The organism is Streptomyces zaomyceticus (assembly GCF_014656215.1).
GTDB lineage: Bacteria > Actinomycetota > Actinomycetes > Streptomycetales > Streptomycetaceae > Streptomyces > Streptomyces zaomyceticus.
In genome coordinates, this window is sequence record NZ_BNBZ01000027.1 from 15186 (window position 1) to 40500 (window position 25315).

General features: G+C 74.9%; 21 protein-coding genes. 14 read left to right on the forward strand and 7 right to left on the reverse strand.

From position 1 onward, the window contains the following. Positions 1-29 precede the first annotated feature (29 nt). From IE311_RS28030 to IE311_RS28040, 3 genes are read right to left on the reverse strand one after another with little or no spacing between them, the layout of a single operon-like run. The gene (locus IE311_RS28030; RefSeq protein WP_189834627.1) at positions 30-1751 is read right to left on the reverse strand and encodes a hypothetical protein; all 1722 of its coding nucleotides are present in this window, start codon (positions 1749-1751) and stop codon (positions 30-32) included. Further along, positions 1726-2502: a hypothetical protein gene (locus IE311_RS28035; protein ID WP_189834628.1), complete on the reverse strand. Its 777-nt coding sequence runs from the start codon at positions 2500-2502 to the stop codon at positions 1726-1728. Before IE311_RS28035 ends, IE311_RS28030 begins: the two co-directional genes overlap by 26 nt. After that, a complete protein-coding gene (locus IE311_RS28040) occupies positions 2499-3503 on the reverse strand; it encodes a hypothetical protein (protein ID WP_189834629.1) in 1005 nt (334 codons plus the stop codon). The genes IE311_RS28035 and IE311_RS28040 overlap by 4 nt, the downstream gene beginning before the upstream one ends. A 221-nt stretch (positions 3504-3724) precedes the next feature. Here IE311_RS28040 and IE311_RS37125 point away from each other — a divergent pair, with 221 nt between their 5' ends. Next, on the forward strand, positions 3725-4429 hold the full coding sequence (locus tag IE311_RS37125; protein ID WP_189834630.1) for a 4Fe-4S single cluster domain-containing protein: 705 nt from the start codon (positions 3725-3727) through the stop codon (positions 4427-4429). Here IE311_RS37125 and IE311_RS28050 read toward each other — a convergent pair. Continuing rightward, on the reverse strand, positions 4404-5609 hold the full coding sequence (locus IE311_RS28050) for a macro domain-containing protein (protein WP_229902214.1): 1206 nt from the start codon (positions 5607-5609) through the stop codon (positions 4404-4406). The two genes, IE311_RS37125 and IE311_RS28050, sit on opposite strands and share 26 nt — an antisense overlap. 197 nt (positions 5610-5806) lie before the next feature. Between IE311_RS28050 and IE311_RS28055 the strand changes: the two genes are divergently transcribed. From IE311_RS28055 to IE311_RS28070, 4 genes are all read left to right on the forward strand, one after another. Further along, positions 5807-8197 (forward strand): protein kinase domain-containing protein, encoded by a 2391-nt coding sequence (locus IE311_RS28055; RefSeq protein ID WP_189834631.1) that lies wholly within the window; start codon positions 5807-5809, stop codon positions 8195-8197. Next, entirely contained in the window at positions 8194-9879 is a 1686-nt protein-coding gene (locus IE311_RS28060; RefSeq protein ID WP_189834632.1) for a hypothetical protein, read from the forward strand. The genes IE311_RS28055 and IE311_RS28060 overlap by 4 nt, the downstream gene beginning before the upstream one ends. A 92-nt stretch (positions 9880-9971) precedes the next feature. Next, positions 9972-12032 carry an AAA family ATPase gene (locus IE311_RS28065; protein WP_229902215.1) on the forward strand — a complete coding sequence of 687 codons (2061 nt, stop codon included), beginning with the start codon at positions 9972-9974 and terminating at the stop codon, positions 12030-12032. After that, complete coding sequence (locus IE311_RS28070) at positions 12032-12484, forward strand: FHA domain-containing protein (protein WP_189834633.1); 453 nt, start codon at positions 12032-12034, stop codon at positions 12482-12484. Before IE311_RS28065 ends, IE311_RS28070 begins: the two co-directional genes overlap by 1 nt. 111 nt (positions 12485-12595) lie before the next feature. On the opposite strand, the gene IE311_RS28075 is transcribed toward IE311_RS28070, so the two are convergent. From IE311_RS28075 to IE311_RS37130, 3 genes are read right to left on the reverse strand one after another with little or no spacing between them, the layout of a single operon-like run. Then, entirely contained in the window at positions 12596-13261 is a 666-nt protein-coding gene (locus IE311_RS28075) for an RES family NAD+ phosphorylase (RefSeq protein WP_189834634.1), read from the reverse strand. After that, the gene (locus tag IE311_RS28080) at positions 13261-13896 is read right to left on the reverse strand and encodes a hypothetical protein (protein WP_189834635.1); all 636 of its coding nucleotides are present in this window, start codon (positions 13894-13896) and stop codon (positions 13261-13263) included. Before IE311_RS28080 ends, IE311_RS28075 begins: the two co-directional genes overlap by 1 nt. Next, on the reverse strand, positions 13893-17630 hold the full coding sequence (locus tag IE311_RS37130; RefSeq protein WP_189834636.1) for a CHAT domain-containing protein: 3738 nt from the start codon (positions 17628-17630) through the stop codon (positions 13893-13895). Before IE311_RS37130 ends, IE311_RS28080 begins: the two co-directional genes overlap by 4 nt. 279 nt (positions 17631-17909) lie before the next feature. Here IE311_RS37130 and IE311_RS28090 point away from each other — a divergent pair, with 279 nt between their 5' ends. From IE311_RS28090 to IE311_RS28130, 9 genes are all read left to right on the forward strand, one after another. Then, positions 17910-18215 (forward strand): hypothetical protein, encoded by a 306-nt coding sequence (locus tag IE311_RS28090; protein ID WP_189834637.1) that lies wholly within the window; start codon positions 17910-17912, stop codon positions 18213-18215. After that, the gene (locus IE311_RS28095) at positions 18212-18862 is read left to right on the forward strand and encodes a hypothetical protein (RefSeq protein WP_189834638.1); all 651 of its coding nucleotides are present in this window, start codon (positions 18212-18214) and stop codon (positions 18860-18862) included. Before IE311_RS28090 ends, IE311_RS28095 begins: the two co-directional genes overlap by 4 nt. 98 nt (positions 18863-18960) lie before the next feature. Next, positions 18961-19797 (forward strand): inositol monophosphatase family protein, encoded by an 837-nt coding sequence (locus tag IE311_RS28100; protein WP_189834639.1) that lies wholly within the window; start codon positions 18961-18963, stop codon positions 19795-19797. Positions 19798-19902: 105 nt separating this feature from the next. Next, positions 19903-21321, forward strand: a complete 1419-nt coding sequence (locus tag IE311_RS28105; RefSeq protein WP_189834689.1) for a phytoene desaturase family protein — start codon at positions 19903-19905, stop codon at positions 21319-21321. A gap of 9 nt (positions 21322-21330) precedes the next feature. Then, positions 21331-21951: an L-threonylcarbamoyladenylate synthase gene (locus IE311_RS28110; RefSeq protein ID WP_189834640.1), complete on the forward strand. Its 621-nt coding sequence runs from the start codon at positions 21331-21333 to the stop codon at positions 21949-21951. Between the two features lie 108 nt (positions 21952-22059). Beyond that, a complete protein-coding gene (locus IE311_RS28115) occupies positions 22060-22821 on the forward strand; it encodes a metallophosphoesterase (protein WP_189834641.1) in 762 nt (253 codons plus the stop codon). Positions 22822-23024: 203 nt separating this feature from the next. Continuing rightward, positions 23025-24509 carry an AlkA N-terminal domain-containing protein gene (locus IE311_RS28120; RefSeq protein WP_189834642.1) on the forward strand — a complete coding sequence of 495 codons (1485 nt, stop codon included), beginning with the start codon at positions 23025-23027 and terminating at the stop codon, positions 24507-24509. 6 nt (positions 24510-24515) lie between these two features. Continuing rightward, complete coding sequence (locus tag IE311_RS28125) at positions 24516-25013, forward strand: methylated-DNA--[protein]-cysteine S-methyltransferase (protein ID WP_308439833.1); 498 nt, start codon at positions 24516-24518, stop codon at positions 25011-25013. Positions 25014-25045: 32 nt separating this feature from the next. Next, the gene (locus IE311_RS28130) at positions 25046-25249 is read left to right on the forward strand and encodes a DUF2191 domain-containing protein (RefSeq protein ID WP_189834643.1); all 204 of its coding nucleotides are present in this window, start codon (positions 25046-25048) and stop codon (positions 25247-25249) included. Positions 25250-25315 lie beyond the last annotated feature (66 nt).

Consider the following 25315-nt stretch of genomic DNA (forward strand, 5'->3'; position numbering starts at 1 on the left):
TGGGCATCAACGAACCGGGCGGACCGCGGTCACCCTCCGGGGGCCGTGTGAGGGAAGGGAAGCAGGGGCCAGGTGTTCGACAGACGCATGGCGGCCTCCGTGACCGCCGGGTCCGAGGAGCGCTCGGCCACCCCCATGAGGAACGCGTGCGCCGAGGCCTCGTACAACTCCGTCGTCGCCCGCTGACGGGCCCTGGTCGCCTCCGCCCGCAGCTCGGTGTCGTCGGTGGCCGACGCCTCCACCGCCCGCGCCCGCTGGGCGGCGAAGACGGCGTCCTCCCGCTGCCGCTCCAGCCGCGTGCCCCGCTCCAGATGGGAACGGTAGGAGTCGAGGTACGGGTGCTCCCGCAGCAGCCCCAGCAGGAGGCCGATGCCGCCCGACAGCACCAGAAGCGCCACGAACATCCAGGTCACGGTCGTCTGTTCGAGATGCAGGCTGTCGATCAGCGTCGGCTGCGGATCCCCCAGCCCGGCCACGTCGCCGTATTCCGCGGGGACCCGCTCCGGCTCGCGGTGCCGGAAGACGAGCTTGGACCGCAGATGGCCCAGGGCCCAGGTGGAGAAGCCCCAGACACCGATCAGCGTCAGCGCGGGCAGGTTCGCCCACTTCAGCGAGCCGGTGCCGGATCCGCCGCGCAGGGCGCGTCCGGCGAGGTGCGGGACGACGACCATGACGATCGCCGCCGAGACGGCGAGAGTGCCCGACAGGGTGTCCGACTCGGCGTTGCCGGACCCGTGGAAGGGCTGGAAGGCGATCCAGTAGATCGGCACCTCCACCGCCGCGATGACCAGCAGCAGGCTCCACACCATCCACCGCGGCAGGCCGGGACGGCCGGGCAGGCCCTCCCACTCGGTGGCGTCCGCCTGGGCACGCGCGGCGTGGTTCTCCGCCGACGAGGGCCGGTCCGACAGCCGGTGGAGGGCGGGACGGGCCGGACCGGGGGACGTCGTGTCCCGGTCCACCGGATCCCGGTCCAGGCTCTGGTAGTCCTCGTCGTCGTCGGGCAGCCGATGCGGTGTCGCGTCGGGACCGCCCGGGGCGTCGTCGTCGGAGCGGTCGCGGTCGCCGTCCGCGGAGGGGCGGCCGGGAGCGTCGGTGCCGTGGACGTCGCCGGACCGGCCCGCGAGGTCGTCCGCACCTCCCTCCGTGCCCGCGCCCTCGCGGCCGCGTCCGTCCGGCCCCTCGTCCAGGGCCAGATCGCCGAACCGGGCGCGCAGCCAGCGTTCCTCCACCCGCTCCCGCACACCGTCCCGGAACCGCTCCCAGCGCACGGACCGGGCCGCGAGCCGGTCCAGCTGCCGGCGGTTGGTGTCCAGCCACTTCCGGTTGTCGGCCAGCCGGTCCTCCAGCCGTCGGACGTCCGCCTCCGCGGCGGCGGCGGCCCTGGCGGCCCGGCTGCCCGCGGCGCGCAGCCGGGCCTCCTCCCGCAACGCCTCCTCGGACATCCGGGCGTGCAGGAGGTCCCGTACGGAGGCCAGTTCGGCGAAGTAGGGCACGCGGTCCCCACTGCCCAGGACCCAGGGGTCCAGGACGCGGCCCTTGGCCACCGCGCGCCCCCGGCGGCGGGCGGTGCGGCGCACACGCTCCTCGCGCCGGCTCTCGGTGACCAGCGGCACCCGGCGTTCCCCGGCCGGGTCCGCGGTGCGGCGGGTGCCACCCGCCGCGGCACCGGTGCCCCGCCGGAAGGGCAGGCGGAGCCTGGCGCGACGGGGCGTCCGTCCGGGGTCAGCGCCGGTAGTCGTCGTGGACACGGGCCTTGCCCCTCCTCACCATGAGCTCCGTCCAGAAGGCGTCGAACGGCTCGAACGCGCTCGGCTTGGCCTGACGGCTCATGCCGTAGCCCACCGGGTAGACGTCCATACCGGAGAGCGGCGGTACCCCGCGGGAGGCGATCAGCTTGTCGATCGACTTCCTGCGGGCCTCGGGCGTGGCGATGGACTTGCCGGTGAGCGCGAACTCGGGGTCGAACTGCTCGAAGTCGCTGACCACCAGCAGCGCCGTGCGGCCCGCTTCCGAGGGCAGCGCCTCCGCGGCGCGCGCGATCCCGCCGAGGACGTCGGAACCGCCATTGGTGTCGTGCGCGCAGGCGAGCATCGCGTGGGCACCCGCCACGGCCTTGACCCGGGCGTTCTGGCGGATCGCCGCCACATCGTCGGTGCTCTCGGACGGCGGGTCGAGGTCCACGTCGCTGATGTGGCACGGGGAGGCCTTGGAGGAGGCGGTGATCGGCGCGTAGGCCAGCGAGCCGCAGTGCTGGTCCTGCATGAACGGGACGATCGACGCGTTGAGTTTGGCCTTCGCGTCGAACCCCTTGTTCGCCGAGCCGGATCCAGAACCGTCCACGACGACCGCGCAGGCGGTGTCGAGGGCCTCGGGCTTGTCGTCGGTGACGCAGCCGGCCGAGGCCAGCAGGGCGGCGGCGAGCGGAAGGACGGTGAGCGGGCGGGCCAGCCTCCGGAACCGGAGCGGGTGTGGGCGTGGATCGGTGCTGCGGTGTCTCATCGGGTTCCCCTCCCGTGGTGGTCTGCGGCCCCGGGCGGCCGTTCCGAGCCGCCGCCGGCCCGGCCCCGGCGCCCCTGCGTGTCGAGGATCTCCAGTGCCCGGGCGACGGCGGGTATGCGGTCCCGGTCCCGCGGGGACCGCTCGGAGAGGCCCTCGACGAGCAGCCAGGCGTCGATGTCGTCCCAGCTGGCATCGAGCGTGACGCGCCCGGGCAGCCAGTGCTCGGGCCGGGCGGTGAACGGCGGGTAGGCCGGGGGCGTCCGGTCCGGCGCGACGGGCGCGACGGGCGACGCGATCGACGTGGCCGCCGCGGAGGCATCCGGCACAGGTCCCCGGGCGCCCCACGGCTCGTGCGCCCCCGTCGTCCGCGCCTGCGCGACCCAGGTCTCCTGAGCATCGGTCCCGTGCCTCCGGGCCCCCGGCACTCCGCTCCCCGGCGGCCAGGTTTCCGAGGTCCCGGTCTCCGGCGCGAGCCCGTTCCGCCGGTGTGCGTCGAGTGCCTCCGCCGCCCGCCGGTGTTCCTCGGCCCGGGCAGACTGGACGGTCAGCCAGACCGCGTCCCAGTAGCAGGCCAGCCGCTGGTTGGCCTCGTGCGTGAGCGCGGACGCGCGGGCACGGCACACCTCGGCGTCGGCCCGCCAGGCTCCGACCGTCGCGCCGTAGCGGGCGAGCGCGGCCGGTGACGGCACGTTCCGCACGTCGTACTGGGTCACCACGCGCACCGACTCCGCGTGGATGCCGATGATCGCCCGCCGTTCGTCCCGCAGCAGGCGGGAACGCAGCTGGCCCACCGCGCGCAGCGCGCCCGCGCGGGTCTCCATCACGAACGGCGTCACGATGTCCGGGAGTTCCAGGAGCGCTCCGGGCTCCGGCTGCGGCGGGTCCAGCAGGGGGCGCAGACCGGGGGCGTCGAGCCGGCCGCGCCGACGGGCCCGGAGCGCGGTCACCCGCCCGAGCCGGGCCCGGCGCGCGGGTCCCCTGATCTGGTCCGTGGCGATCATGATGACGGATTCCCCCTTCTCCGCTGCCCTCGTCCAGATGGAGGACGGTAGCCGAAGGAAAGCAGAAAGGCGCCCGTAATTCGAGAGGTTCTGGGCTTGCCGAGACCGCTGTTCGAATTCGTCCGGACGGCGCCCGGAAAACGACCGGAACAATCTCCGGAAGTGTTTGCGACCCGAGGCCAATTGCGTTGATACTCGATTCCGGTCCATCGGGGGAGGGCATGGTGCGCATCAGGATCGGCGGGACGCATTTCCCGCTGGAGACGCTCGGTCCGGGCCGTCGCCTCGGAGTGTGGTTCCAGGGCTGCCCGCTGGCCTGTGCCGGGTGCATGTCCCGGCACACCTGGGCGCCGGAAGGCGGCCGGGAATCATCGGTCGGTGAACTGCTCGACCTGTGGCGGGACGCGCTGGAGGACGGCGCGCAGGGACTGACGGTCAGTGGCGGGGAGCCGCTCGAACAGGCTTCGGCCCTGGCCGAGTTCCTGGCGGGAGCGGCGCTGCTGCGCGACACGGTGGAGGGGGCCGGGGGGAGCGGGGTGCGGCCGGAAGGGCGCGCCGACCTCCTCGTCTACACCGGTTACGAGCAGGACGAGTGGGATCCGGACCGGCTCCGGTCCCTGCGGCACGCGGACGCGGTGGTCGCGGGGAGGTTCGAAGTCGCCGAGCCCACCACGCTGGTGTGGCGTGGTTCGGCGAACCAGCGGCTGCTGGCCCGCACCGAACTGGGCCGGGCCCGTTACGCACCCCATCAGGACCGGCGGGCGACGGGCCCGACGGTCCAGGTGGTGGTGGAGGCGGGACGGAATCCCGGTGAGGCTCCGGCCGCCCGGCTCCTCGGAATTCCGGCACGGGGGGAAATGGCTTTCTATGAAAGGTGGTTGGGGGATCGTGGGCTGCGACTCAGGGAGCGGAGCTGGCGTCCGTGAGGAGCTCGGCCAGCTCGGGATCGCGGGTCACGAAGTGCACCGCCCAGTCCGGGTGCCGGCTCAACTCCTCCTGAACGGCCCAGCGCAACCAGCGGGCGGCCTTGACGGGAGGAAGGCCGCCCCGGCCGGATCCGAGCAGGGGGAAGCAGAGGGACGCCAGGGGAGGGTCGTATCTGTCCCGTTCCTCGTTCGCCAGGGCGAAGACGGCCGCCACGGCCTCGGCCAGCGTCTGGGGGGCGACGTGGTAGCCGCCGCCGTCGGCGTCGGGCAGGGCGACGGCCGCGTGGTAGATGCGGCGCACCCCCCGCCCGGCGAGGGCGCCCGGGGAGGTGGGGACGACGGTCCCGGGCCGCACGGGCAGTCCGGTGCGGCGGTGGGAGCGCATCCAGTCGGCGAGTTCCCGAGCGAGGACGTCGTCCGTGATCCCGCCGCCGGTGTCGCGTATCGCGGCGGCCCGGCGCAGAGCGCCCGAGACGGTGGGGCGGAAGGTCTTTGACATCTCCATGTGCGTGTTCTCCGAGGACACCAGGATGTCGATGTCCCGCAGCAGTTCTACGGAGGAGAAGTGCACGGTGATACGGCGCAGGGTCGCCGGCGGCAGCGCCGGGCCGGCCGCGCGGCTGGGGGGATCGGGCAGCTCGTCGGGGGCCTCGATCCGTGCCGGGGCGGCCGTGGTCGCGCGGGCCAACGCGAGTACGGAGCCCGCGAGTTCGGCGATGACCTCCTGCTCCTGGCCCCTGCGGAACCGTTCGGACGTGACGCCGTACACGGCGGCGGCCGCCTTGCGGCGCTCCGGGGCCGGGGCGCCCCGCCGGCCGGGGAAGAGGAGGCCGAAGGTGTGCGCGGCGGCCCGGCCCAGCGGATCACCCCGCCGGTCGTCCGCAGCGCCGTCGGGCGGGACGGACCCCCCGGGCGGGCCGGGGGTCGCGGCGAGACGTCGTGCGGCGGCCTCCAGCAGCGCCTCGATGCCGGCTGCCTCGTCCGTGCCGTCGGACGTGTGTCCGGTGATCCGGGCGACCTGTGCCAGGGCTTCGGGCCGCAGGCGTCTGAGACCGGCGAGGCCGGGTCGGCGCAAGGCGTGCAGTTCCTCCTCCAGGCAGGCGTGGGAGGGCAGTTCGGCCTCGGCCGGATCCGCGGCGGACCGCTGCTCCGGCAGGGACGGGGGAATCTGCTGGCTCATGGGCGACACGATAATCCCGCCGGTGGGATTCCGGCACCGAGCGGTGGGGGAAGCGACCGGAATGATCTTTTCCGACGGTGCGCGGTCCTTCGCGCGAAAGGGATATGCGAGTCCCCTTCGCCGGGGGCGGGCGGCATGAGTGCTCCCGAAAATTCCATCCCCTTGTTCGTGCTCCAGTTCGGAGGGAGGAGGACGTCATGACGACACTGCCGCCCACGGAATGGGACCCCGAGGGATTCGCCGGTCATTTCGACGGCGGCCCCGAGGAAACCCGCCGCGGACTCGACCGCGTCCCCGCCTCGCTCAGTGACCGACTGGACCTCACCGAGGTCCTCGGCGACGTCCGCCGGCCCGCCCAGGCGGTCGTGCTGAGGGTGAAGGACCGCGAGGCCCGCCACCGGGACGCCGCGGTACCGCTGGTCCTCAAGTGGTACCACCGCGCCTTCGCGCCCGACCCGGAGGCGAGCCGGGTGCTCACCGGCGACCTCGGCGAGCACGTCGTACGCGTCCTGGAACGCGGGATCGCCGACGGGCATCCGTACGAACTGCTGCCCTCGTACGGCGAGACCACCCTCGCCCAGTACCACGCCCGCAACCCCGGCGCCCTGCCCGCTCCGCTCGTGCGCACGACCGTCGCCCATCTGCACCGGGCCCTGACCGCCCTCCACGACCAGGAGCTCGTCCACCGGGACGTCACGCCCGACAACATCGTCGTGAGCACCCAGAACGCGGACCGGCTCGACCTGGTCCTCGTCGACTGCGGCGCCGCCGTGCACACCGGCCGGGACGAGGACTCCCCCCGCCGCCGGGACTGGCAGGGAAAGCCCCTCTACCTCGCCCCCGAGGCGAGCATCCACCGGCAGAGCGTCACCCCCGCCGCCGACTGGTGGTCCGTCGGCATGGTCGTGGCCGAACTCGCCGGCGGGCGGCACCCCATCGACTACCGCGGCGACGAGGAGGTCCTCGTCGAGATCGCCACCCACGACCCCGAGCTCCCGCTCGTGACCGACCCGCGCCTGCTGATGCTCTGCCACGGCCTGCTGACCCGGGCCCCCGAACACCGCTGGGGCGCCGAACAGGTGGGCCGCTGGCTCGCCGGCGACTCCCCGCCGGTCGCACCGCGCACCACCGGCGCGGCCCCCGAGAACCTGCCGCCACGTGCCACGACCGAACCCTTCGCCTTCCTGGGCCGCGCCATCACCAGCACGGAAGAGCTGGCCCGCCAGTTCGACGTCCAGTGGCGGGCCGCCGACGACCTGCTGGACCGCCGCGGCGGGCGCGAGCGACTGGCGGCCTGGCTCGGCCAGTTCACCGACCGGCCCGGCCGCTCCCCGGAGGACGCCAGGACCCTCGACGCGCTGCGCGACCTGCTCGCCCAGCCCCTGACCCCTCAGGACCGGCTGCGCCTGCTCAACTGGATGGGCCCCCGGCTGCCCGCGTCCTGGCACGGGGTGCCCCTGGACACCCTGGGCATCGCGGAACTGGAGCAGGCGGCGGTACGGGGCGACGACCGGAGCCGGGAGCTCGTGGCCGCCCTGGCCCGCCACGAACTGCTCCCCCTGCTCGGCGCCCGGCCCGGCGGCGAAGGCCTCGACGAGGTGCAGCGCCGCTGGGAGGGCTATCGGGAGAGCTGGCGAGAGGCCACCCCGGACCTGTTCTCCCGCGGCGGCCCGACCGACCGGCGGTCCGCGGGCCGGCTGCTCCGCCACGGCGTCGACCTGGACGCCCGGCTGCTGCGTCTCGCCCGCGAACCGGACCGCACGACCCTCCGGCTGCTGCACCGCACCGCCTGGGACCCGGGCCGCGGCGCCCCGCCCCCGTGGTACCGCGCGCTGCGCGCCGACGAGGACAACCCGCTGCGGCTCCTCGCCGCCTCGCTGCTCGCCGGACTCGCCCACCAGGAGGCCGAGCGGCAGCAGGCCGATGCGCAAGTCCGCGAGTGGGACAGGCTGTTCGCCCAGGAGACCGACGCCCGCTTCCACCTCCTGCGCCGCTTCGACCGGCCGCCCACCCTGGGCTGGGCCCTCCTCGGTGCCACTGTGACCACCGCGCCGTGGACCTTCGTCATCGGCCTCGCCGACCTGCTCGGCCGCGCCGAGCAGAGCGAGGTCGTCGTGGCCTGGATGCTCGCGCTGCCCGCCGCGGCGGTCGTGTTCGCGCTGGAACTGTGGATCGCGGTCTACATCGGTCCCCCCGTCTACCATCCGGCGCGATCCCTCGCCGGACTGCTGATCCGCACCGGTGAGGGGCCCGCCCGTGCCACCCGCTCCCGCGGCCGGCTCGGCACCGCGGTGGCCGCGGCGGCCCTGGTCGCGGTCGGGGCACTGGGCCTCTGGGCCGTCGTCCTCGCCCCCTGGGCCTGGCCGGCCGCGACCGTCGTCGCCCTCACGGCGTGGACCGTCCGACGGTGGTGGGCGTGGCGGAGGACCGCCCGGGACGCCCGGCTCGACCGGGCCGCCCACCGGGCCGGCCGGACCCGCGCACCCGGACCGGCACCCGGGGACCCGGCGCAGGCTCCGGTCCGGGGCCTCCCGCACCCACGGCACGGCGGACCGCGTGCGTCGGCACCCACCAGGAGGAACACATGAGCTACGGCATGGCCTACCCCTCGATCTCCGAGATCGTGCCGACGGTTGGCTATCCGACCTCCGCCTCGACCGGCACGGCCGACCTCGCCTCGCTGGCCGACGGTGCCGGCCAGAGCGTCGGGCACGCCGTCGACGGCGTGCAGGCCACGGCCTCGCACGCCATGGACGCCGCCGGCCACGCCCTCCAGGAACTCCTCGAACCCGCCGCCGTCGCACTCGGCGCACTCAGCGGCGCCCTGCTCGTGGGCCGCGCCGCGATGGTCACCACCCAGGCCCTCGCAGCGGCGGCCGTCCGCGCCGCCGACGAACAGCGCTGCCTCGAACACGTCCAGCAGGTCGCCGCGGCCGCCACCGCCCAGTGGGAGGCGGCGGCCTTCGCGGCCGTCCGAGCGAACGCGCGCCGCGCCGCCCTCGTCGCCCGGGTGCGCCGGGCGGCCTTCCGCACCGTGCCGGACACCCCTCCGCCCCCGATGCCCGACCTGCCGCCGCCGCTCACCCTCGTCGGAACCCGGCTGGACGCGCTGCGCCGGGAACTGGCCGAGATGGAGACGGCCTTGCGGCACGCGGAGTCGGTCCAGGACAGGTGGACGATGGAGCAGGCGCTCGGCACCGCCGACGGCCCGGAGGACGAGGACTGGCGGCGGCGACTGCTGGCCCGCCGCGAGGCCGCCGTACGGGCCCAGCAGGAGGAGCCGGCACCGTCCGCACCCGCCGTCCCGCCCCAGCCGCCCGCCGCGGACCTGCTCGACCGGAGTCGGACGGAGGAGTCGGGTGCCGAACTCCTCGCCCTGCTGGAGGCCGGCGCCGACCCCAAGGACGCCGAACTCGCCGTCGGCGCCGTCCGGCATGCCGTCGCATGCGCCGCGGAGCGGCCGGCCAAGGCCCGCAACCACCTCCGGGAGGCCCGCCGCTTCGTCACGGACGCCAACCGGGCGGTACGCACCCGGCTCGCGGCCCAGGAGAAGGCCGCCGTCCAGCTCGACTTCCTCCTCACCGAGGCGCCGCCCGGCGAGCCGCCGCTCGCCCCGGCCACCGAGGAGATCGCCCTGCTGCGCGGTGTGCTGGAGAAGGACCGGACGCTGGACGCCGACGAGCAGCGCAGCGTGGACCAGCGGGTGGGGGAGCGACTCGCGGACCTGGAGAGCCGCTACACCAGGGAGCTGATCGGGCTGGCCGTCGCACGGTTCGCCGACCCGACCGCCGGCGGTGCCGTACCGGCGGACGCCGACGCCGCGGCCCACGGAGGCGCCGACGGACCGCTGTGCCTCGACCTGACACCGGCCGGCTGGTGGCCCGACCACTGGCTGCGGATCACCGTCCGCGACAACGTCACCGAGATGGTCACCATGCACGCGGAGCGCCCCGGGCCGCGCGGCACGGCGGAGCTGGCCCTCGACGCCCGCCGTTGCCACGAGGCGCGCGGGCACCTGGAGGAACTGCGGGAGGCCGGGCTCCGGCTGGGGATCGACCTTCCGGTGCACTTCGAGGAGAGCGGATCGGCCGTCCCCGGGGTGCGGGGCGGGGACGGCGCGATCGTCCTGGACATGGCCGACGTGGCGGACGCGGCCGACGCGGAGGCCCGCCGGACGCGGGGCGGGACCGTCGGCGCGAGCGAGGCCCGCCGGTCCGAACCTCCCCGGGCACGACGCGTGGACGAGGACCGGAGGAGTGCCGGCCGATGAGTGCCGACGACCGGAGGGGTACGGGCCGATGAGTGCTGACGACCGAAGGGGTACGGGCCGATGAGTGTCGACGACCGAAGGAGTGCGGGCCGATGAGTGTCGACGACCGGATGATCAAGGCCCCCGTGACCGCGGGGACCCCGGGGCCCTCCCCGGACCCCGCCGCGGACCGGCGTGTCCCCCTGTTCGTCGAGGAACTCACCGGAACGCTCAGTGTCCACGCGCAGTACGTCCTGTACGGCAACATCCACGATCTGCACCTGGTGCGGCGCTCCGGCGGGGACCGCCACCACGAACTGGTCACCGTGCTGTGGAACTCCCTCCGCGCGCAGGGCTACCAGGCACTCGTGCGGTACGACCAGATCGCCGGGTTCAGCGTGGCCGCTCCCCGCGGCCCGGAGCGCGACACGGTCCAGCACCTGCTGACGGAGAGCGGGCCGGCCGCGCTCCCCAGGGCCGGCCGCGGCCCCCGCCCGTCGCAGCTCCTGGACGTCGTACCGCAGCTGGAGGAGCTCGTGGAGGGCTGGGCCCGGCGGCGCACGGCGGCCCCGCCCGGTGGACGCGAGGCCGAGCCGCTGCGGGTCGCCCTGCTCATCGACCACGCCGGCCGGCTGCCGGCCGATCCGAGCCGACTCACCGAGGCCGAGCGGGACTTCTTCCTCGCCTGCCTCAAACTGGCCGATTCGGCCGTCCCGCTCGCCCCGAGTCCGGCGGTCGCCCTGACCCTGCCCGACCACCACACCCCGCCCAAGCTGTTCAACCCGATCATCTGGCTCACGGACGGAGAACGGGACCTGCCGCACTGGCTCGTCTCCGGCAGCGACCGGATCCGCACGATCGCCGTCCCCGAGCCCGATGCCGACGAACGACGCCGGATGGCACGGCTGCTGGAGGACGAGCACGCCGACGAGTCGGGTCGCGCGCGCCGGCCCGGCGGAACCGGTTCCGGTGCCCGGCCCGCGGCGGAGGGCGGGACCGACCGGGCGGAGGTCTTCGCGCGGGCGGCCACGGGCATGACCCTGCGGGCGATGCGGGAGAGCGTCACCCTGGCCGTGGCCCGCCGCATGCCGTTCGCCGCGATGCCCGACGCGGTGCGCGTCTACCGCCTCGGAGTGGAGAAGAACCCATGGCGGCGGGAGGAGATCCGGCGGCGGATCACCGAGGGCGAGAAGCAGATCCCCGCCCGGGTCCTCGGCCAGGACGCGGCCGTGTCGATGACCCTCGCCATCCTCAAACGGGCGGCCCTCGGCCTGTCCGGAGCGCAGGCGAGCAGCCCCGGCCACCGGCCCCGCGGCACCCTGTTCTTCGCCGGACCCACCGGCACGGGCAAGACCGAACTGGCCAAGGCGGTCGCCTCGGTGCTCTTCGACAGCGACCAGGCCTATCTGCGCTTCGACATGAGCGAGTTCTCCGCCGCGCACTCCGCCGACCGCCTCGTCGGCGCTCCGCCCGGCTACGTCGGCTTCGAGGCGGGCGGTGAGCTGACCACGGCGGTGCGGGCCAACCCGTTCCGGGTGATCCTCTTCGACGAGATCGACAAGGCGGACAAGGGGGTCCTGGACAAGTTCCTCCAGGTGCTGGAGGACGGACGGCTGACCGACGGCCAGGGGGTCACCACGTACTTCAGCGAATGCGTCCTGATCTTCACCTCGAACCTCGGCGTCCAGCGCACGGATCCGGTGACCGAGGAGCGCCAGTGGATCGTCGAGCCCGGCACCCCCTACCGGGAACTGGCGCAGCAGGTGAAGCGCAACGTCAAGTACCACTTCGAGGCGGTCGTGGGCCGGCCCGAGCTGATGAACCGCATCGGCGGCAACGTCGTGGTCTTCGGGTTCATGACCGAGGAGACGGCCGGCCGGATCCTGGACCTCCAGATCGGCAACATCGGACGCCAGCTGGCCGCCGAGCACCGGCTCCGCCTGGAGCTGTCCCCCGAAGCGCGCAGCCGGCTCGCCACGTACTGCACCCGGGACCTGTGGAACGGCGGCCGGGGCGTCGGGATGATCCTCGAGACGCATCTGCTCAACCCGCTGGCCTGCGAGCTGTTCGACCGGCCCGGGGTCGGTCCGGGTGACACCGTCCTGGTGCGGGCCCTCCGCGAGACGGAGGACGGGCAGGTGGAGATCGACATCGAGACACTGCCGGGAGAGTGATGAGTACGCCGGACGACGACTGGGACGACCTGGACGCGGTGGATCCGAGGCACGACCCCGCCCCGGAGCTCGCGCCGCGGCCGTCGCCGCCGGACGCCTCGGCGGCCCCGGCCCGGCTGCGGTTCGGCGAGGTCGCGCTGACGCTGACCGTCCCGCCCGGAACGACGACAGGGCTGGGCCGCGACCCGGACTGGGCGCCCGGCACCGCCGCCGCGCTCGCCCCTCACCCCACCGTCTCGTCCCGGCACGCCACGGTGACGGTCGCGGCGGACGGCTCCGCGACCGTCACCGAGGAACTGCCGGGAGCCGTCAACCGCACCCGCCTGAACGGCATCGACCTGGTCCCCGGCCGGGCCTACCCGCTGACCGACGGGGACCGGCTGTGGCTCGGTGCCCGGATCAGCTGCGTGGTCACCCTGGGCCGCCGGCCCGGGGGACCGGGCGGCGGCTAGGTCGTCCCTGCCTGGCAGGACAAGGAAGAGACGACCTGGACCGTCGCTTCCGGGTCGGGCAAGATCCGGAAGAGACGGCCCGAAACGGTGGGCCCGCCGCCGCGCCAGGTCTCAGAGGGCCTCCTCCGGGAGCGAGATCCGGGCCCGCAGCGGCTCCAGCAGGGCGTTCGCCTCCTCCACGCCGGCTTCGTCGTCCAGGCACAGGGTCGCGGAGGGCTCGGGGAGCAGCGGCCCCCCGCCGCAGCGGTCGCCGAACAGCTGGAGGGCAGGGCGGGGACGGCAGCGCTTGGACTGCCACAGCAGGCCCTCCGCCCCGGCGCACTGCTCACGGATCAGCCGTGCCCAGTAACGGGTCTTGGCGTAGTCCTCCTCCTCGCAGTCCACCAGCCAGCTGTCCTGCCAGACCGCGGCCAGGCCCTCCGCGGTCGTGAGGTCGACCAGCCGCAGCTCCGCCGTGGTGCGCAGCACCGAGAGGCGGTAGCGGGAGGCCTGCGCCCAGGGCACCAGCCGGACCCCCGTGGCATCGTCGAACTCGACCGAGCGCAGCAGGACTTCGGAGAGCGCCGTGACCGGGTCCAGGGCGGCGTACAGATAGGGGTACGGGTCCTTCTCGGTGGCGTCGAACCGGCTGCCCCGGAAGAACTCGTGGGCGAGCCGCGGGTTGAACTCGGCCGCCTCGTAGCGGTGCAGGTGCAGTCGCCACAGCCGGGTGCCGGCCGGCACGGTGTGCGTCAGAGGCGTCATCGGTACGCCGGCGGGCGGGATCTGGCGTGCCATCAGTCGCCCTCCACCAGTTCGCGAGCGGCCCGCGTCAGGTCCTCGTCGGGTACCGAGCCGAGGAGTTCCGCCGGTACGCCGCCCAGCCATCGGTTGCCGCCCAGCCACCAGCCGGCCGCGCCCCAGGGGTCCCGGCCGGCCATGAGCAGGCGGTTGATGCGGCTGACCACCGGCAGGGGCCGGGCGGTGCCCGCCGCGAACTGGAACAGCGGGTAGCGGTAGCCCCCTTCGGGCTGGCGGAGGCGGATGAGACCGGGGTCGCCCGGGGCGGCCTCGACGTCGGCGTCGGCCACCGAGGGCGCCGCCAGCAGTCGGGCGCGCGCCGGGTCGGCCGGCGGCGGACCGTGCAGCGTCGCCAGCAGGGCGAGCAGCGGGGCCCGGTCGGTCACCGGGGTGTCCGCGGCGCCCGCGAAGCGGACGGTGCCCCGCAGCGCCAGGGCGACCGGGTGCTCGTCGGGCAGGACGCGCAGCAGCCGCCGCAGACGTCGCAGTACCGCCTGTACGGCCTGGGGCTCCGTGGTGTCCGCCAGGCTCCGCAGGAGTGTCGCCAGCTCCTCGCGGGTGGCCGGGTCGAGCGCCGTGAGCGTCTGGGGCCAGTGCTCGCGGAGCAGTGCGACGAGTTCGTCGGGTGTCATGCGGTCGGTTCTCCTTCCCCGTGGTGCCGCCGGGTCCCGGGCGCGGGCAGGGGTGCCCCACCCGGTAGGGGCGTGGGGTTGCCCTGGTGGATGAAGGCGCCCCAGAAGGCGGGTCCGGTCAGTTCCGGCAGGGCCGCGGTTCGCAGCAGGGGCGGGGTCAGGCCCGTCACCCGGGGCCGGTGCGAGGCGGGCGCCAGCATCCACCGCTGGGCCGCCCGGAGGGCGTCGGGCGGGGCGAGACCGGCGGCCACATGGTGGTGGAAGACGGTCATCAGGACGGCCGAGGCGTCGTCGCCGACCTGCCAGCGCGAGCCGACGGCGTCGGCCGCGAGGCCGTGCACGAAGGCGGTGGTCACGGTCAGCGCCTCGTCGTGGTCACGGGTGCTGAGGTCGGTCTCGCAGGCGCTGAGGACGACGAGCGGCCGGCCCGCGCCCTCCGGTCCCGCCGGGGTGTCCAGCAGGCGGGTCACCGAGAGCCATCCGGCCTCGGGATCCGCGCCGACGGGACGCCCCAGTTCGAGCACCGACGAGCCGGGGTCCGCGCCGGCCCTGCCGTGGCAGACCAGATGGACGACGGCGACCGGCCGCGCTCCGGGCTCCGGAGCTCCGAGCAGCCCCAGCACCTCGGCCGGGGTGCCGCGGGGCAGCGACGGCTCGGAACCGAGTGTGTCGAACTCGCCGTACAGGGAGGCCCCCGGGTAGTACGCGTCGCGCACCGCCAGCACTTCGTCCTCGGCCATGTCCAGATCGGCCGGTACGCAGACCAGGGCCTGCCCCTGGACGAGCGGGAGGCGCCGGGTCAGCACCGCCCGCAGGAACTCGCGGCCGGAGGCGGCGTAGGTCAGTACGGCCGGCTCGCAGGCCCGTACCGTCTCGGGAGCACCCGCGACCCGCCACCGGTCAGGGACGGTGACCCGGGCCGCCTGCCACGGCACCACACCCAGGTTCCCGCAGGCGACGAGGGTCAGTCGCACCGGATCGGCCGCCGCCGCGGAGTCCGCTCCGGCGAGCAGTCCCGCCTCCCGAAGTCCCCGCTCCCACAGACCGAGTTCGTCGAGGACCGGCCCCATGATCCCGGTGCCGGCCCAGTCGCAGAGCGCGTCGAGGGCGGCCTCCCAGCGCTCCGCGCCGCGGCGGGCTGAGGACTGGGCGCCGGTGGCCTCCAGATAGGCGGCGACCGGGGCGCGGCCCGGCCCGGACAGGGCCGGCAGGGGCAGCGCCCAGGGCGGCCGGTCCGGCACCACGAACAGCGCCCAGCCCTCCTCGGCCGTCTCGTCCGCGCCCGGCAGCAGGTAGACGAGGGCGTCCGTGCCCGACCGGCCGACGGCGTCCCGCAGTTCGGCGACCCCGGGCACCCGGCCGTCCTGCCCGTCGCCCCGGCCGCGCAGCAGTTCCAGCGCCCGGCGGCGCAGTCCGCTGGGCAGCCGGGGCTGGTCGAGCGGGCTGTCGAGCAGGGCCGTCAGCAAGCGGGCCGAGCCCCCCTCCGCCCCGGTGTCCGAGGCGCCGGACCGGGCCTCCCGCCACTGACGGGCCAGTTCCTCCTCGCCGAGCGCGGCGAGCCGTTCCGGCACGGTGGCCGAGACGGCCGCGGCGGCGAGCACCAGGGCGCGCCCGGCCTCCAGACAGGCCACCGCCTCCTCGGGACGGTCCGCCCGAACGGCCCAGGACGCGGCGAGCAGTCCGCGTGCGGCGCCGCCGCGGGCGACCTCCAGACCGTGCTGGACGCCCTCCTGGAGCAGGACGTCCGCGGCGGTCGCGCGCAAGGAGTCGCGGGTGTCGGCGACGGCCCGGGCGAGGTCGGGGACGGGGTCGGGGCCGAGGCGGGCTCGCATGGCGTAGGCCTCGGCCAGGTCCCAGTGCAGCGCGGAGGTGGCCTGCGCGGTGTCGGTGGGCGACTCGGCCCGGGCGTGCTCCAGCTCGGTGATCGCCTCGTCGAGGACCGCCGGATCCCCGGTCGACCGGTACTGGAGGGCGAGGGCCATGGCGATGCCCATCCGGGTGCGGGTCCGCTGGTCGGCGAAGACGGGGTTGTCCTCGAGGGACGCCCTGGCGCGGGCCACCGCGGCGGCGACCCGTTCGGGCTCGGGGTCCAGGAACGAGGTGAGGGCCAGCAGGGGCGCCCACAGGGCGTCCATGAGTTTCTGCGCGAACGGGTTGGGCCGCGCGGCCGCGTAGGCCTGGTCCAGGTGGTGGACGGCACCGCGCAGGACGCCGGCGTCGGAGGTGCTCCGCGCGAGGGCCAGCTGGGCGTAGCCCAGGAGGAACAGCGGCATGAACCGCCGGGCGTCCCGGGCGTCGGGGTCGTCGGGACGGGCCGGCCGACCGTGGGCGGCCCGCCCCTCGGACGAGCCGGACGATTCGGCCGCGTCGGACGAGCCGGACGATTCGGCCGCGTCGGACGGGCCGGATGAGCCGGACGGGCCGGACGAGCCGGCCGCGTCGGGAGGGCCGGCCACGCCGGGTGCCTCGGGCGCGTCCACGTCCTCCAGTTCGTCCAGCAGGTCGAGGATGTCCCCGATCGACTTCTCCAGGGCCGGTACGTCGTGCGCGTCGGCGGCCCGCGTCAGCTCCGACAGCAGCAGCATGTTCCGGTTCATCCGGAGCAGTTCGTCGGCCCCGGGCCGGTCGGGGGGCTGCCGGGCGATCAGCGGACCGGTCCCGGGGGCGAGCGATTCCATGAGCAGCTTCTCGGCCGCGGCGAGGTCCGCCTTGCTGCCGCCGGTCAGCGCGGAGCCGGCGAGCAGCCCCGGCAGCACCCCGCGTACGAACCAGGGGAAGTCCTCGTCCTCGGGCTGTCCCTCGGCGGCCCGGCGCAACAGCTGCAGGGCCTGCTCGAACTGGCCGGCGTCGCCGGTGCGGCCGCCGAGGAGCGCGTGCGCGATCGCGAGCAGGGGATCGGAGACCAGGTGTCCCGCCTGCTTCCCGGGGTCCTCGGCCTCCTCGATCAGGCCGGAGATCTGCTCGGCCGAGAGGGCGCCCGGCCGGGCGGTCTCGGTCATCAGGCCGAGCAGCGACCGCAGTCCCTGCTGTTCCTCCGCGGTGGGGAGCCGTACATCGGCGGCGGACGGCTGGTTCGCCCCCGTCGGCAGCATGTTCCGCAGCATCGCGACCATCGGCGCCATCGGACCCAGCACGCTCTGGTCCAGGGTGTCCAGCCGGTCCATCAGCCCCAGCACACCGGCGCCGTCCCCGGAGACGAGCGCCGCCTGCAGATCCGTCTGGAAGGTGAGGAACTCCGCCATGGCCGGCGGCAGCCCTCCGGGCGTGGCGGCGCCGATCTCGTGGACGAGCCGCTCGATCTCGGGGGCGGCCTCGATGAGGCCGGGACCGCCGTTCTGTTCGGGAACCGAGGCGTCCAGGATGTTCTGCACGCCGCCGAGTCCCGTCGACTCCCGCGCGGTGATCGGTCCCACCATCAGGAGGAGCAGGTCCCGGGCCGCCGCGGTGTGCGGCCGGACGTCCAGCAGGCCGTCCTCGCGTGCCCGGCGCAGCAGGGCCATGCCCTCCTCGCGGTCGGCCGGGTCGCCGTGCTCGGTCCAGCGGGCGCCGACCAGCGCGCCGAGCCTGCCCAGGCAGGTGGGCAGCAGGGCCTCGTCGTCCGGCGGCGACTCGGTCAGGCGCGGGATGAGCAGCCGTAACTCCTCGATGAGGATGTCCCGTTCGTCGGCCGAAGGCCCCGGAACCGGGACCGTGCCCCTCGGCAGGACCCTGGCCCCCTCGGAGCGCCGCACCATCTCCCGGGCTGCTCGGGCGAGTTCTCCGGCACGTCGTTCCGACCCCTGATTCCCTGTCTCCAACGCCCCTCCTCCGTCAGCGGATACGGATCATCATGGACCGTTCGCCCGGTGCGGGGGGAGTGGTCGCGCAGGCCCGCGGAACCCGACCGGGCAACGGCCGGACTACGGCCGGACGAGCCGGATCGGCCGGCGGTCCGCGTGGCACGATCGGGACGAGGGGGCCCGCCGACCGGCCCGGCCCCCGCCCCGGTCCACCGCTCCGGAAGGCGGCCGCCCTTGACCGTGCTCCCCTACCTCGAAGTCACCGCCGCGTCCTACGCCGCCTCGTACACCGCCGGGCTGCTGGTGACCGGCACCCCGGACGGTGCCGTGCTCAGCGGCACGTGTCCCCGCTGCGCCTGTCCCTTCGACTTCACGTACACCCGCCGTGTATACCGCCATCGGCCCGTCGCCGGCCGGTCCCCGCACACCGTCACCGTGCCCGTCCTGTGCGTGTGCGAGACCGCGCACGAGGGGAGGCCCGCCGACGAGGAGGGCTGTGGCGCGTACTGGAACGTCCTGCTGGAGAGGACGGCTCGATGACCTGGCGGGCCGGCCCCGGCCCGGCCGGGACGCCCGCCGACCTGGCGGCCGCCCGGCGCGGGCGCCGGCTGCTGCGCGAGGAGCTGCCACGGGTCCGGGAGGCGGCGCTGGCCTGGCGCAACGGCCTCGGCGCCCTGCTCCTGGGGCTGATCGGCTTCGGCCTGCTCAAGGGGCGTACGGACGTGGGTGCGCTCGCACCGCCCTACGGTCCACTGGTCGGTGCGCTGCTGCTGGGCGCGCTGCTCTGCGGGGCGGCCGGCGGGATCCTGCTGCTGCGCGCCGCGCACGGCCGCCCGGCCGCCTCCACCGTGCCCGATCCCGTCCCGGGGACGCTGCCCGCAGGGCCGGTCACCGCCGGGCACGCGGAGGCGCTGCGCGCGGCACGGGCCCTGACCCGCGGTGTGGTGGCCACCGTCGGCTGCGCCGTGCTGCTGACCGCCGCCGTGGCCCTGACCTGGTACGGCCCTGCCAAGGAGGGTCCCCGGATCGCCGTCACCACCCCGGCCGGCACCCTCTGCGGGGAGCCGCTGAGCACGGCCGGCGGGCGGCTCCGGCTCAAGACGGAGACGGGCGAGAGAACCGTCGAGCTGTCGACCGCCGTCGCACTGCGGGCGGTCGCCTCCTGCGCGCCGCAGGGTCAGCCGTGACCGGGCGGGGCGAATCCGGCCGACGGGTGCCGCCCGGGGAAACGGAGGGTGACACGAGGGCCGGTCTCGATGTCGGCGACCCGTGCTTAGCTGGACACATGAGCGATGAGTTCCTTGACCACGTCCTCGGCGGCCGGACGGCCGAGGTGGAGGAGGCGGTCCGCAAGGCGGCCGCCGCCGAGATCATGCCCCGTTTCCGGCAGCTCACGGCCGACGACATCGTCGAGAAGAACGGGCCGCACGACCTGGTCACCGTCGCGGACCGGGCCGCCGAGGCCCATCTCACGGCGTCCCTGACCGCCCTGCTGCCCGGCTCGGTCGTCGTCGGCGAGGAGGCGGTCCACGCCGACCCCGCCGTCTACGAGGCGCTGCACGGCGACGCGCCCGTCTGGATCGTCGACCCCGTGGACGGCACCCGTCAGTTCGTCCACGGCGACCCCGGCTTCTGCACCCTGGTCGCCCTGGCGCGGCACGGCGAGCTGCTCGCCTCCTGGACCTACGCACCCGCCCTCGACGAGTTCGCCGTCGCCGTGCGCGGCAGGGGCGCGACCCTCAACGGGCAGCCCCTGCGCTCCGGTTCCCCCGCCCCCGGTGCCGTCCTCCACGTCGCCACCTCCCACCCCGACTACAGCAGCCCGGACCAGAAGCGGGCCCTGCTCGGTCTGGTCACCGAGGGCGTGAGCCCCCGCCCCTGCGGATCCGCCGGACTCGAGTACCTGGCCGTGGCGCGCGGCGCCCTCGACGGCACCGCCTTCTCCTGGGAGTACGCCTGGGACCACGCGGCCGGGCTGCTCCTCGTCACCGAGGCGGGCGGCACGCACCTGACCCTCGCGGGGGAGCCGTACCGGATCACCGGGGGCAACGCCCTGCCGTTCACGACGGCCCGGGACGCCGAGACCGCGAAGCGGATCCGGAGCCTCCTCGGAGGCCGCTGAGGGACCCTCGACAGGGGCCGGTGGGGGCCCCGGAACCACCGGCCTATCCTGGGAGTCCTGGCCATCGGCAGACGAAGGAGTCCGAAGGTGTCGAAGGGGACGTCGATGCTCGATGCGGTCGTCGTGGGGGCGGGACCCAACGGTCTCACCGCCGCCGTCGAACTGGCCCGCCGCGGCTTCTCCGTGGCCGTCTTCGAGGCCAGGTCCACCGTCGGCGGGGGAGCCAGGACCGAGGAGCTCACCCTCCCCGGCTTCCGCCACGACCCCTGCTCCGCCGTCCACCCGCTCGGGGCCGGCTCGCCGGTCTTCAAGACGATGCCGTTGAAGCGGTACGGACTTGAGTGGCTCCACCCCGAACTGCCCATGGCCCATCCCTGGGACGACGGCACCGCCGCCGTCCTCGCCCGCTCCGTCGCCGAGACCGCCGCCTCCCTCGGGCCGCGCGACGCGGGCGCGTACCGCAGACTCGTCGCGCCGTACGCGGGCAAGTGGGACACGCTCGCCCGGGACTTCATGCAGCTGCCGCTCACCGCGCTGCCCCGCGACCCGGTCACCCTCGCCCGCTTCGGCCTCACCGGACTGCCGCCGTCCACCTGGCTGATGCGCCGCTTCCAGGACGAGAAGGCCCGCGCGCTCCTCGCCGGGCTCGTGGGTCATGTCATCGCCCCGCTCGGCGGCTTCGCCACCGGCGCCGTCGGTCTGGTCTTCGCGCTCGCCGCCCACGCCGAGGGCTGGCCGATGCCCCGGGGCGGCTCGCAGTCCATCTCCGACGCCCTCACCGCGTACCTCAAGGACCTCGGCGGCGCCGTCCACACCGACTTCGAGGTCAAGCGGCTCGACGACCTGCCGCCCGCCCGTGCCTATGTCTTCGACACCTCGCCGACGGCCCTCGCCCGGATCGCCGGTTTCGGCGGGCACTACGACCACTACCGGTACGGCGCCGCCGCCTTCAAGATCGACTACGCCCTCGACGGCCCCGTGCCGTGGACCGCCGAGGAGGCGCGGCGCGCCGGAACCGTCCAGGTCGGCCCCACCGCGCGGGAGATCGACACCGCGCTGCGTCAGGCCTCCTCCGGAACCGCCCCCGACACGCCCTTCCTCATCACCGCCCAGCCCAGCCTCGTCGACCCCTCCCGCGCCCCCGAGGGCAAGCACGTCTTCTGGGCGTACGGCCATGTGCCGAACGGCTGGCGGGGCGATCTCACCGAGGCGATCGAGCGTCAGATCGAGCGCTTCGCCCCCGGCTTCCGCGATCGCGTCCTGGCCCGCGCCACCGCGGGACCGCCCGAACTCGCCGCCCGCAACGCCAACTACGTCGGTGGCGACATCGCCTGCGGCGCCGCCCGCGGCCTCCAGCTCCTGCTGCGCCCCACGCTCTCGCTGCGCCCCTACGCCACCCCGCACCCGGCGGTCTTCCTCTGCTCCTCCGCCACCCCGCCCGGCCCCGGCGTGCACGGCATGTCCGGGCACAACGCGGCGAAGGCCGTCTGGCGTCGGCTGCGCGCCTCCGCCCACAAAAATTAGACTGCCCCCATGGCGAAGTACTTCGACGTGCACCCCGACAACCCCCAGCCCCGCACCATCGGCGCGGTGGCCGACAGCATCCGGAACGGTGCGCTCGTCGCGTACCCGACCGATTCCTGCTACGCGCTGGGCAGCCGACTCGGAAGCCGGGACGGCATCAGCCGCATCCGCGCGATCCGCGACCTCGACGACCGGCATCACTTCACCCTCATGTGCCAGAACTTCGCCCAGCTGGGCCAGCTCGTGCACATCGACAACGACGTCTTCCGCGCGGTCAAGGCCGCCACCCCCGGCGCGTACACCTTCATCCTCCCGGCGACGAAGGAGGTGCCGCGCGCGATGCTCCACCCCAAGAAGAAGACGGTCGGCGTCCGCATCCCCGACCACGTCGTCACCCAGGCCCTCCTCGCCGAACTGGGCGAACCGCTGCTCTCCAGCACCCTGCTGCTGCCCGAGGAGGCGGAGCCGCTGACGGTGGGCTGGGAGATCAAGGAGCGGCTCGACCACCAGGTGGACGCGGTGGTCGACTCCGGCGACTGCGGCACCGAACCCACCACCGTCGTCGACTTCTCCAGCGGCGAACCCGAGATCCTGCGCCGGGGCGCGGGGGACACCGCCCGCTTCGAGTAGCGGACGCGCCGCAGCGGGCCACGGCTCGTGAAGCGGCCCTTACGGCACGGACCGCGGCCACCGTACGGTCGGGTGGGGACCCGCCCGACCGACGGAGGACCGAGGCACGTGATCGTCATCGCCCATGTCAGCGACATCCACGTCGACCTGGAGCGGCGCAGCGCCGACCGCACCCGCGCGGTCATGCGCCATCTGGAGGACCTGCCGTACGACCTGGCGGCCGTGCTCGTCACCGGGGACATCGCCGACCACGCGAGCCCGGACGAGTACGCCGTCGTGCGGGAGCTGCTGACCTCCCGCCATCCGCTGCTCGTCTGCCCGGGGAACCACGACGACCGCGCCGTCCTGCGGAAGGTCCTCCTCTCCGAGGAGACCGGAACGCACCCGTACGCACCCGTCAACCAGGTGTTCCGGGGCGAGGGCTTCGTGATCGCCCTCTGCGACTCCTCCGTCCCCGGCAAGGACGAGGGCCACCTGGAGGACGAGACGATCGGCTGGCTCGACGGGGTCCTCGACGCCACCCCGCGCGACGTGCCCGTCCTCGTCGGCTTCCACCACCCGCCCGTCCCGCTGCACATCCCGTACGTGGACGGGATCCGGCAGTTCGGCGAGGAGCGGCTGTCCGCGCTCGCCGACCGCCACCCCCACCTCACCGCCTTTCTCGCGGGCCACGCCCACACGGCCGCCGCCACGACCTTCGCCGGACGCCCGCTGCTCGTCGCCCCCGGGGTCGTCTCCACGATCCGGCTGCCCTGGGAGCGCCCGGGGACGCATCCGCACGTCCACCTCGACCAGCCGCCCGCGCTCGCCTTCCACGTCCTCGGCGGGGACGGCAGGGTCACCACCCACTACCGGACCGTCACGGTCTGAGCACGCCCGGCGGCGCCCGGCCGCGGCGGACCGCGCCCGACCATGAGGACGGCGGTCCGACTGTGCCCGACCGTGAAGCACGCCGACGACCGGCGCCCGGCGCCCGGCGACCGGTGACCGGCGCCCGGCCACGACGACGGCCCTCCGACCACCATGTCGTTTTCTCGCCAGCCCGCGAGCCGTCCGTCCCCGATCCTGGACTCATGCACACCGACACCGAGCGCTGCGTACGGGCCGTCCAGTCGAAGGACGCCCGCTTCGACGGCGTGTTCTTCACCGCCGTCCGCACCACCCGGATCTACTGCCGGCCCAGCTGCCCCGTCGTCCCGCCCAAGCCCGAGAACATGGAGTTCCACGCCAGCTCCGCCTCCTGCCAGCGCGCCGGATTCCGGGCGTGCAAGCGCTGCCGGCCCGACACCAGCCCCGGCTCGCCCGAGTGGAACGTCCGCGCCGACGCCGTCGCCCGGGCCGTACGGCTCATCCAGGACGGGGTCGTCGACCGGGAGGGCGTCCCCGGGCTCGCCAAGCGGCTCGGCTGGTCCACCCGCCAGATCGAACGCCAGCTCCTCGCCGAGCTCGGTGCCGGACCGCTCGCCCTGGCCCGCGCCCAGCGCGCCCAGACCGCCCGGGTCCTCATCGAGACGACCCCGATGCCCCTGGGAGAGATCGCCTTCGCGGCCGGCTTCTCCTCGATCCGCACCTTCAACGACACCGTCCGCGAGGTCTTCGCCCTCACTCCGGGCGAGCTCCGGGCCCGCGCCGCCCGCCCGGCCCAGGACCGCTCCCCGACACCCGGCGTGATCAGCCTCCGACTGCCGTTCCGCACCCCCCTGGAACCCTCCAACCTCTTCGGCCACCTCGCCGCGACCGCCGTCCCCGGCGTCGAGGAGTGGCGCGACGGCGCCTACCGGCGGACCCTCGACCTGCCGTACGGACACGGAATCGTCGCGCTCGCGCCCCGCGCCGACCACATCGCCTGCCGGCTCTCCCTCACCGACCCCCGCGACCTCACCCACGCCATCAGCCGCTGCCGTCGGCTCCTCGACCTCGACGCCGACCCCGTCGCCGTCGACGAGCGGCTGCGCGCCGACCCGCTGCTGGCCCCGCTCGTCGACGCGGCCCCCGGCCGCCGGGTGCCTGGGAGCGTCGACCCCGCCGAGTTCGCGGTACGGGCCGTCCTCGGCCAGCAGGTCTCCACCGCCGCCGCCCGCACCCACGCGGCCCGGCTGGTCACCGCGCACGGCACCCCGGTCGACGACCCCGAGGGCGGCCTCACCCATCTCTTCCCGCGCCCCGAGGCACTCGCCGCCCTCGACCCCGAGACCCTCGCCCTGCCCCGGAGCCGCCGCACCACGCTCCTCACCCTGGTCCGGGCGCTCGCCGACGGCTCGCTCACCCTCGGTCCCGCCGACGACCGCGAGGAGGCCCGCGCCCGGCTGCTCGCCCTGCCCGGCTTCGGCCCCTGGACCACCGAGATCATCGCCATGCGGGCCCTCGGCGACCCCGACGCCTTCCTCCCCGGGGACCTCGGCGTCCGGCGCGCCGCCGAAGGACTCGGTCTGCCCGGCACCCCGGCCGCCCTCACCGCCCGCGCCGCCCACTGGCGCCCCTGGCGCGCGTACGCCGTCCAGTACCTCTGGGCGACCGACGACCACCCGATCAACCACCTGCCCGGCGAAGGACACTGAACCCCCATGACCCCGATCGTTCGGCACACCGTCGTGGACAGCCCGTACGAGCCGCTGACCCTCGTCGCCCTCGACGGCGTCCTCAGCCGCGTCCACATGACCGGTCAGCGGCACCGCCCGCCCGAGGAGACCTTCGGCGAGCCCGACCCGCGGCCCTTCGGCGAGGCGATCCGTCAGCTCGACGCCTACTTCGCCGGCGAACTGACCGAGTTCGACCTGCCCCTGCGCCTGGTCGGCACGGAGTTCCAGCTGCGGGTCTGGGAGGAGCTCCGCCGCATCCCGTACGGGGAGACCCGTACGTACGGCGAACTCGCCGAGCTCCTCGGCAACCCCGGCGCCTCCCGCGCCGTGGGCCTCGCCAACGGCAAGAACCCGGTGAGCGTCATCGTCCCCTGCCACCGGGTGGTCGGCGCGGGCGGCGGACTCACGGGTTACGGGGGCGGGCTCGACCGCAAACAGCGGCTGCTCGCCTTCGAGTCGGGCCGCGACTCCACCCTTTTCTGACGCGGCCGGCGAACGGGTGCTAGTTTCCCGGCATGGCCAAGGTGAACGTGGGACTCGACGCCGAACTCGTCGTGGAAGTCATGGTCCTGGCCGGAATCGGCAACCCCCAGGACGCCGTCGAGGCGGTGGTCCGCGACTACATCGCCCGAGGGCACCGGACGGAGGCCCGGGCCGTCAGCCGCGACGAGGCCGTGCGCACGGGCGAGGTCGCCCAGCCGGAACCGCCCCAGGGCTGACGGAGGTCGGGAGCACCCGGCCTGCCGCACCGTCCGATCGGCCGCCCGTTCCCCGGGCGCGAGGCC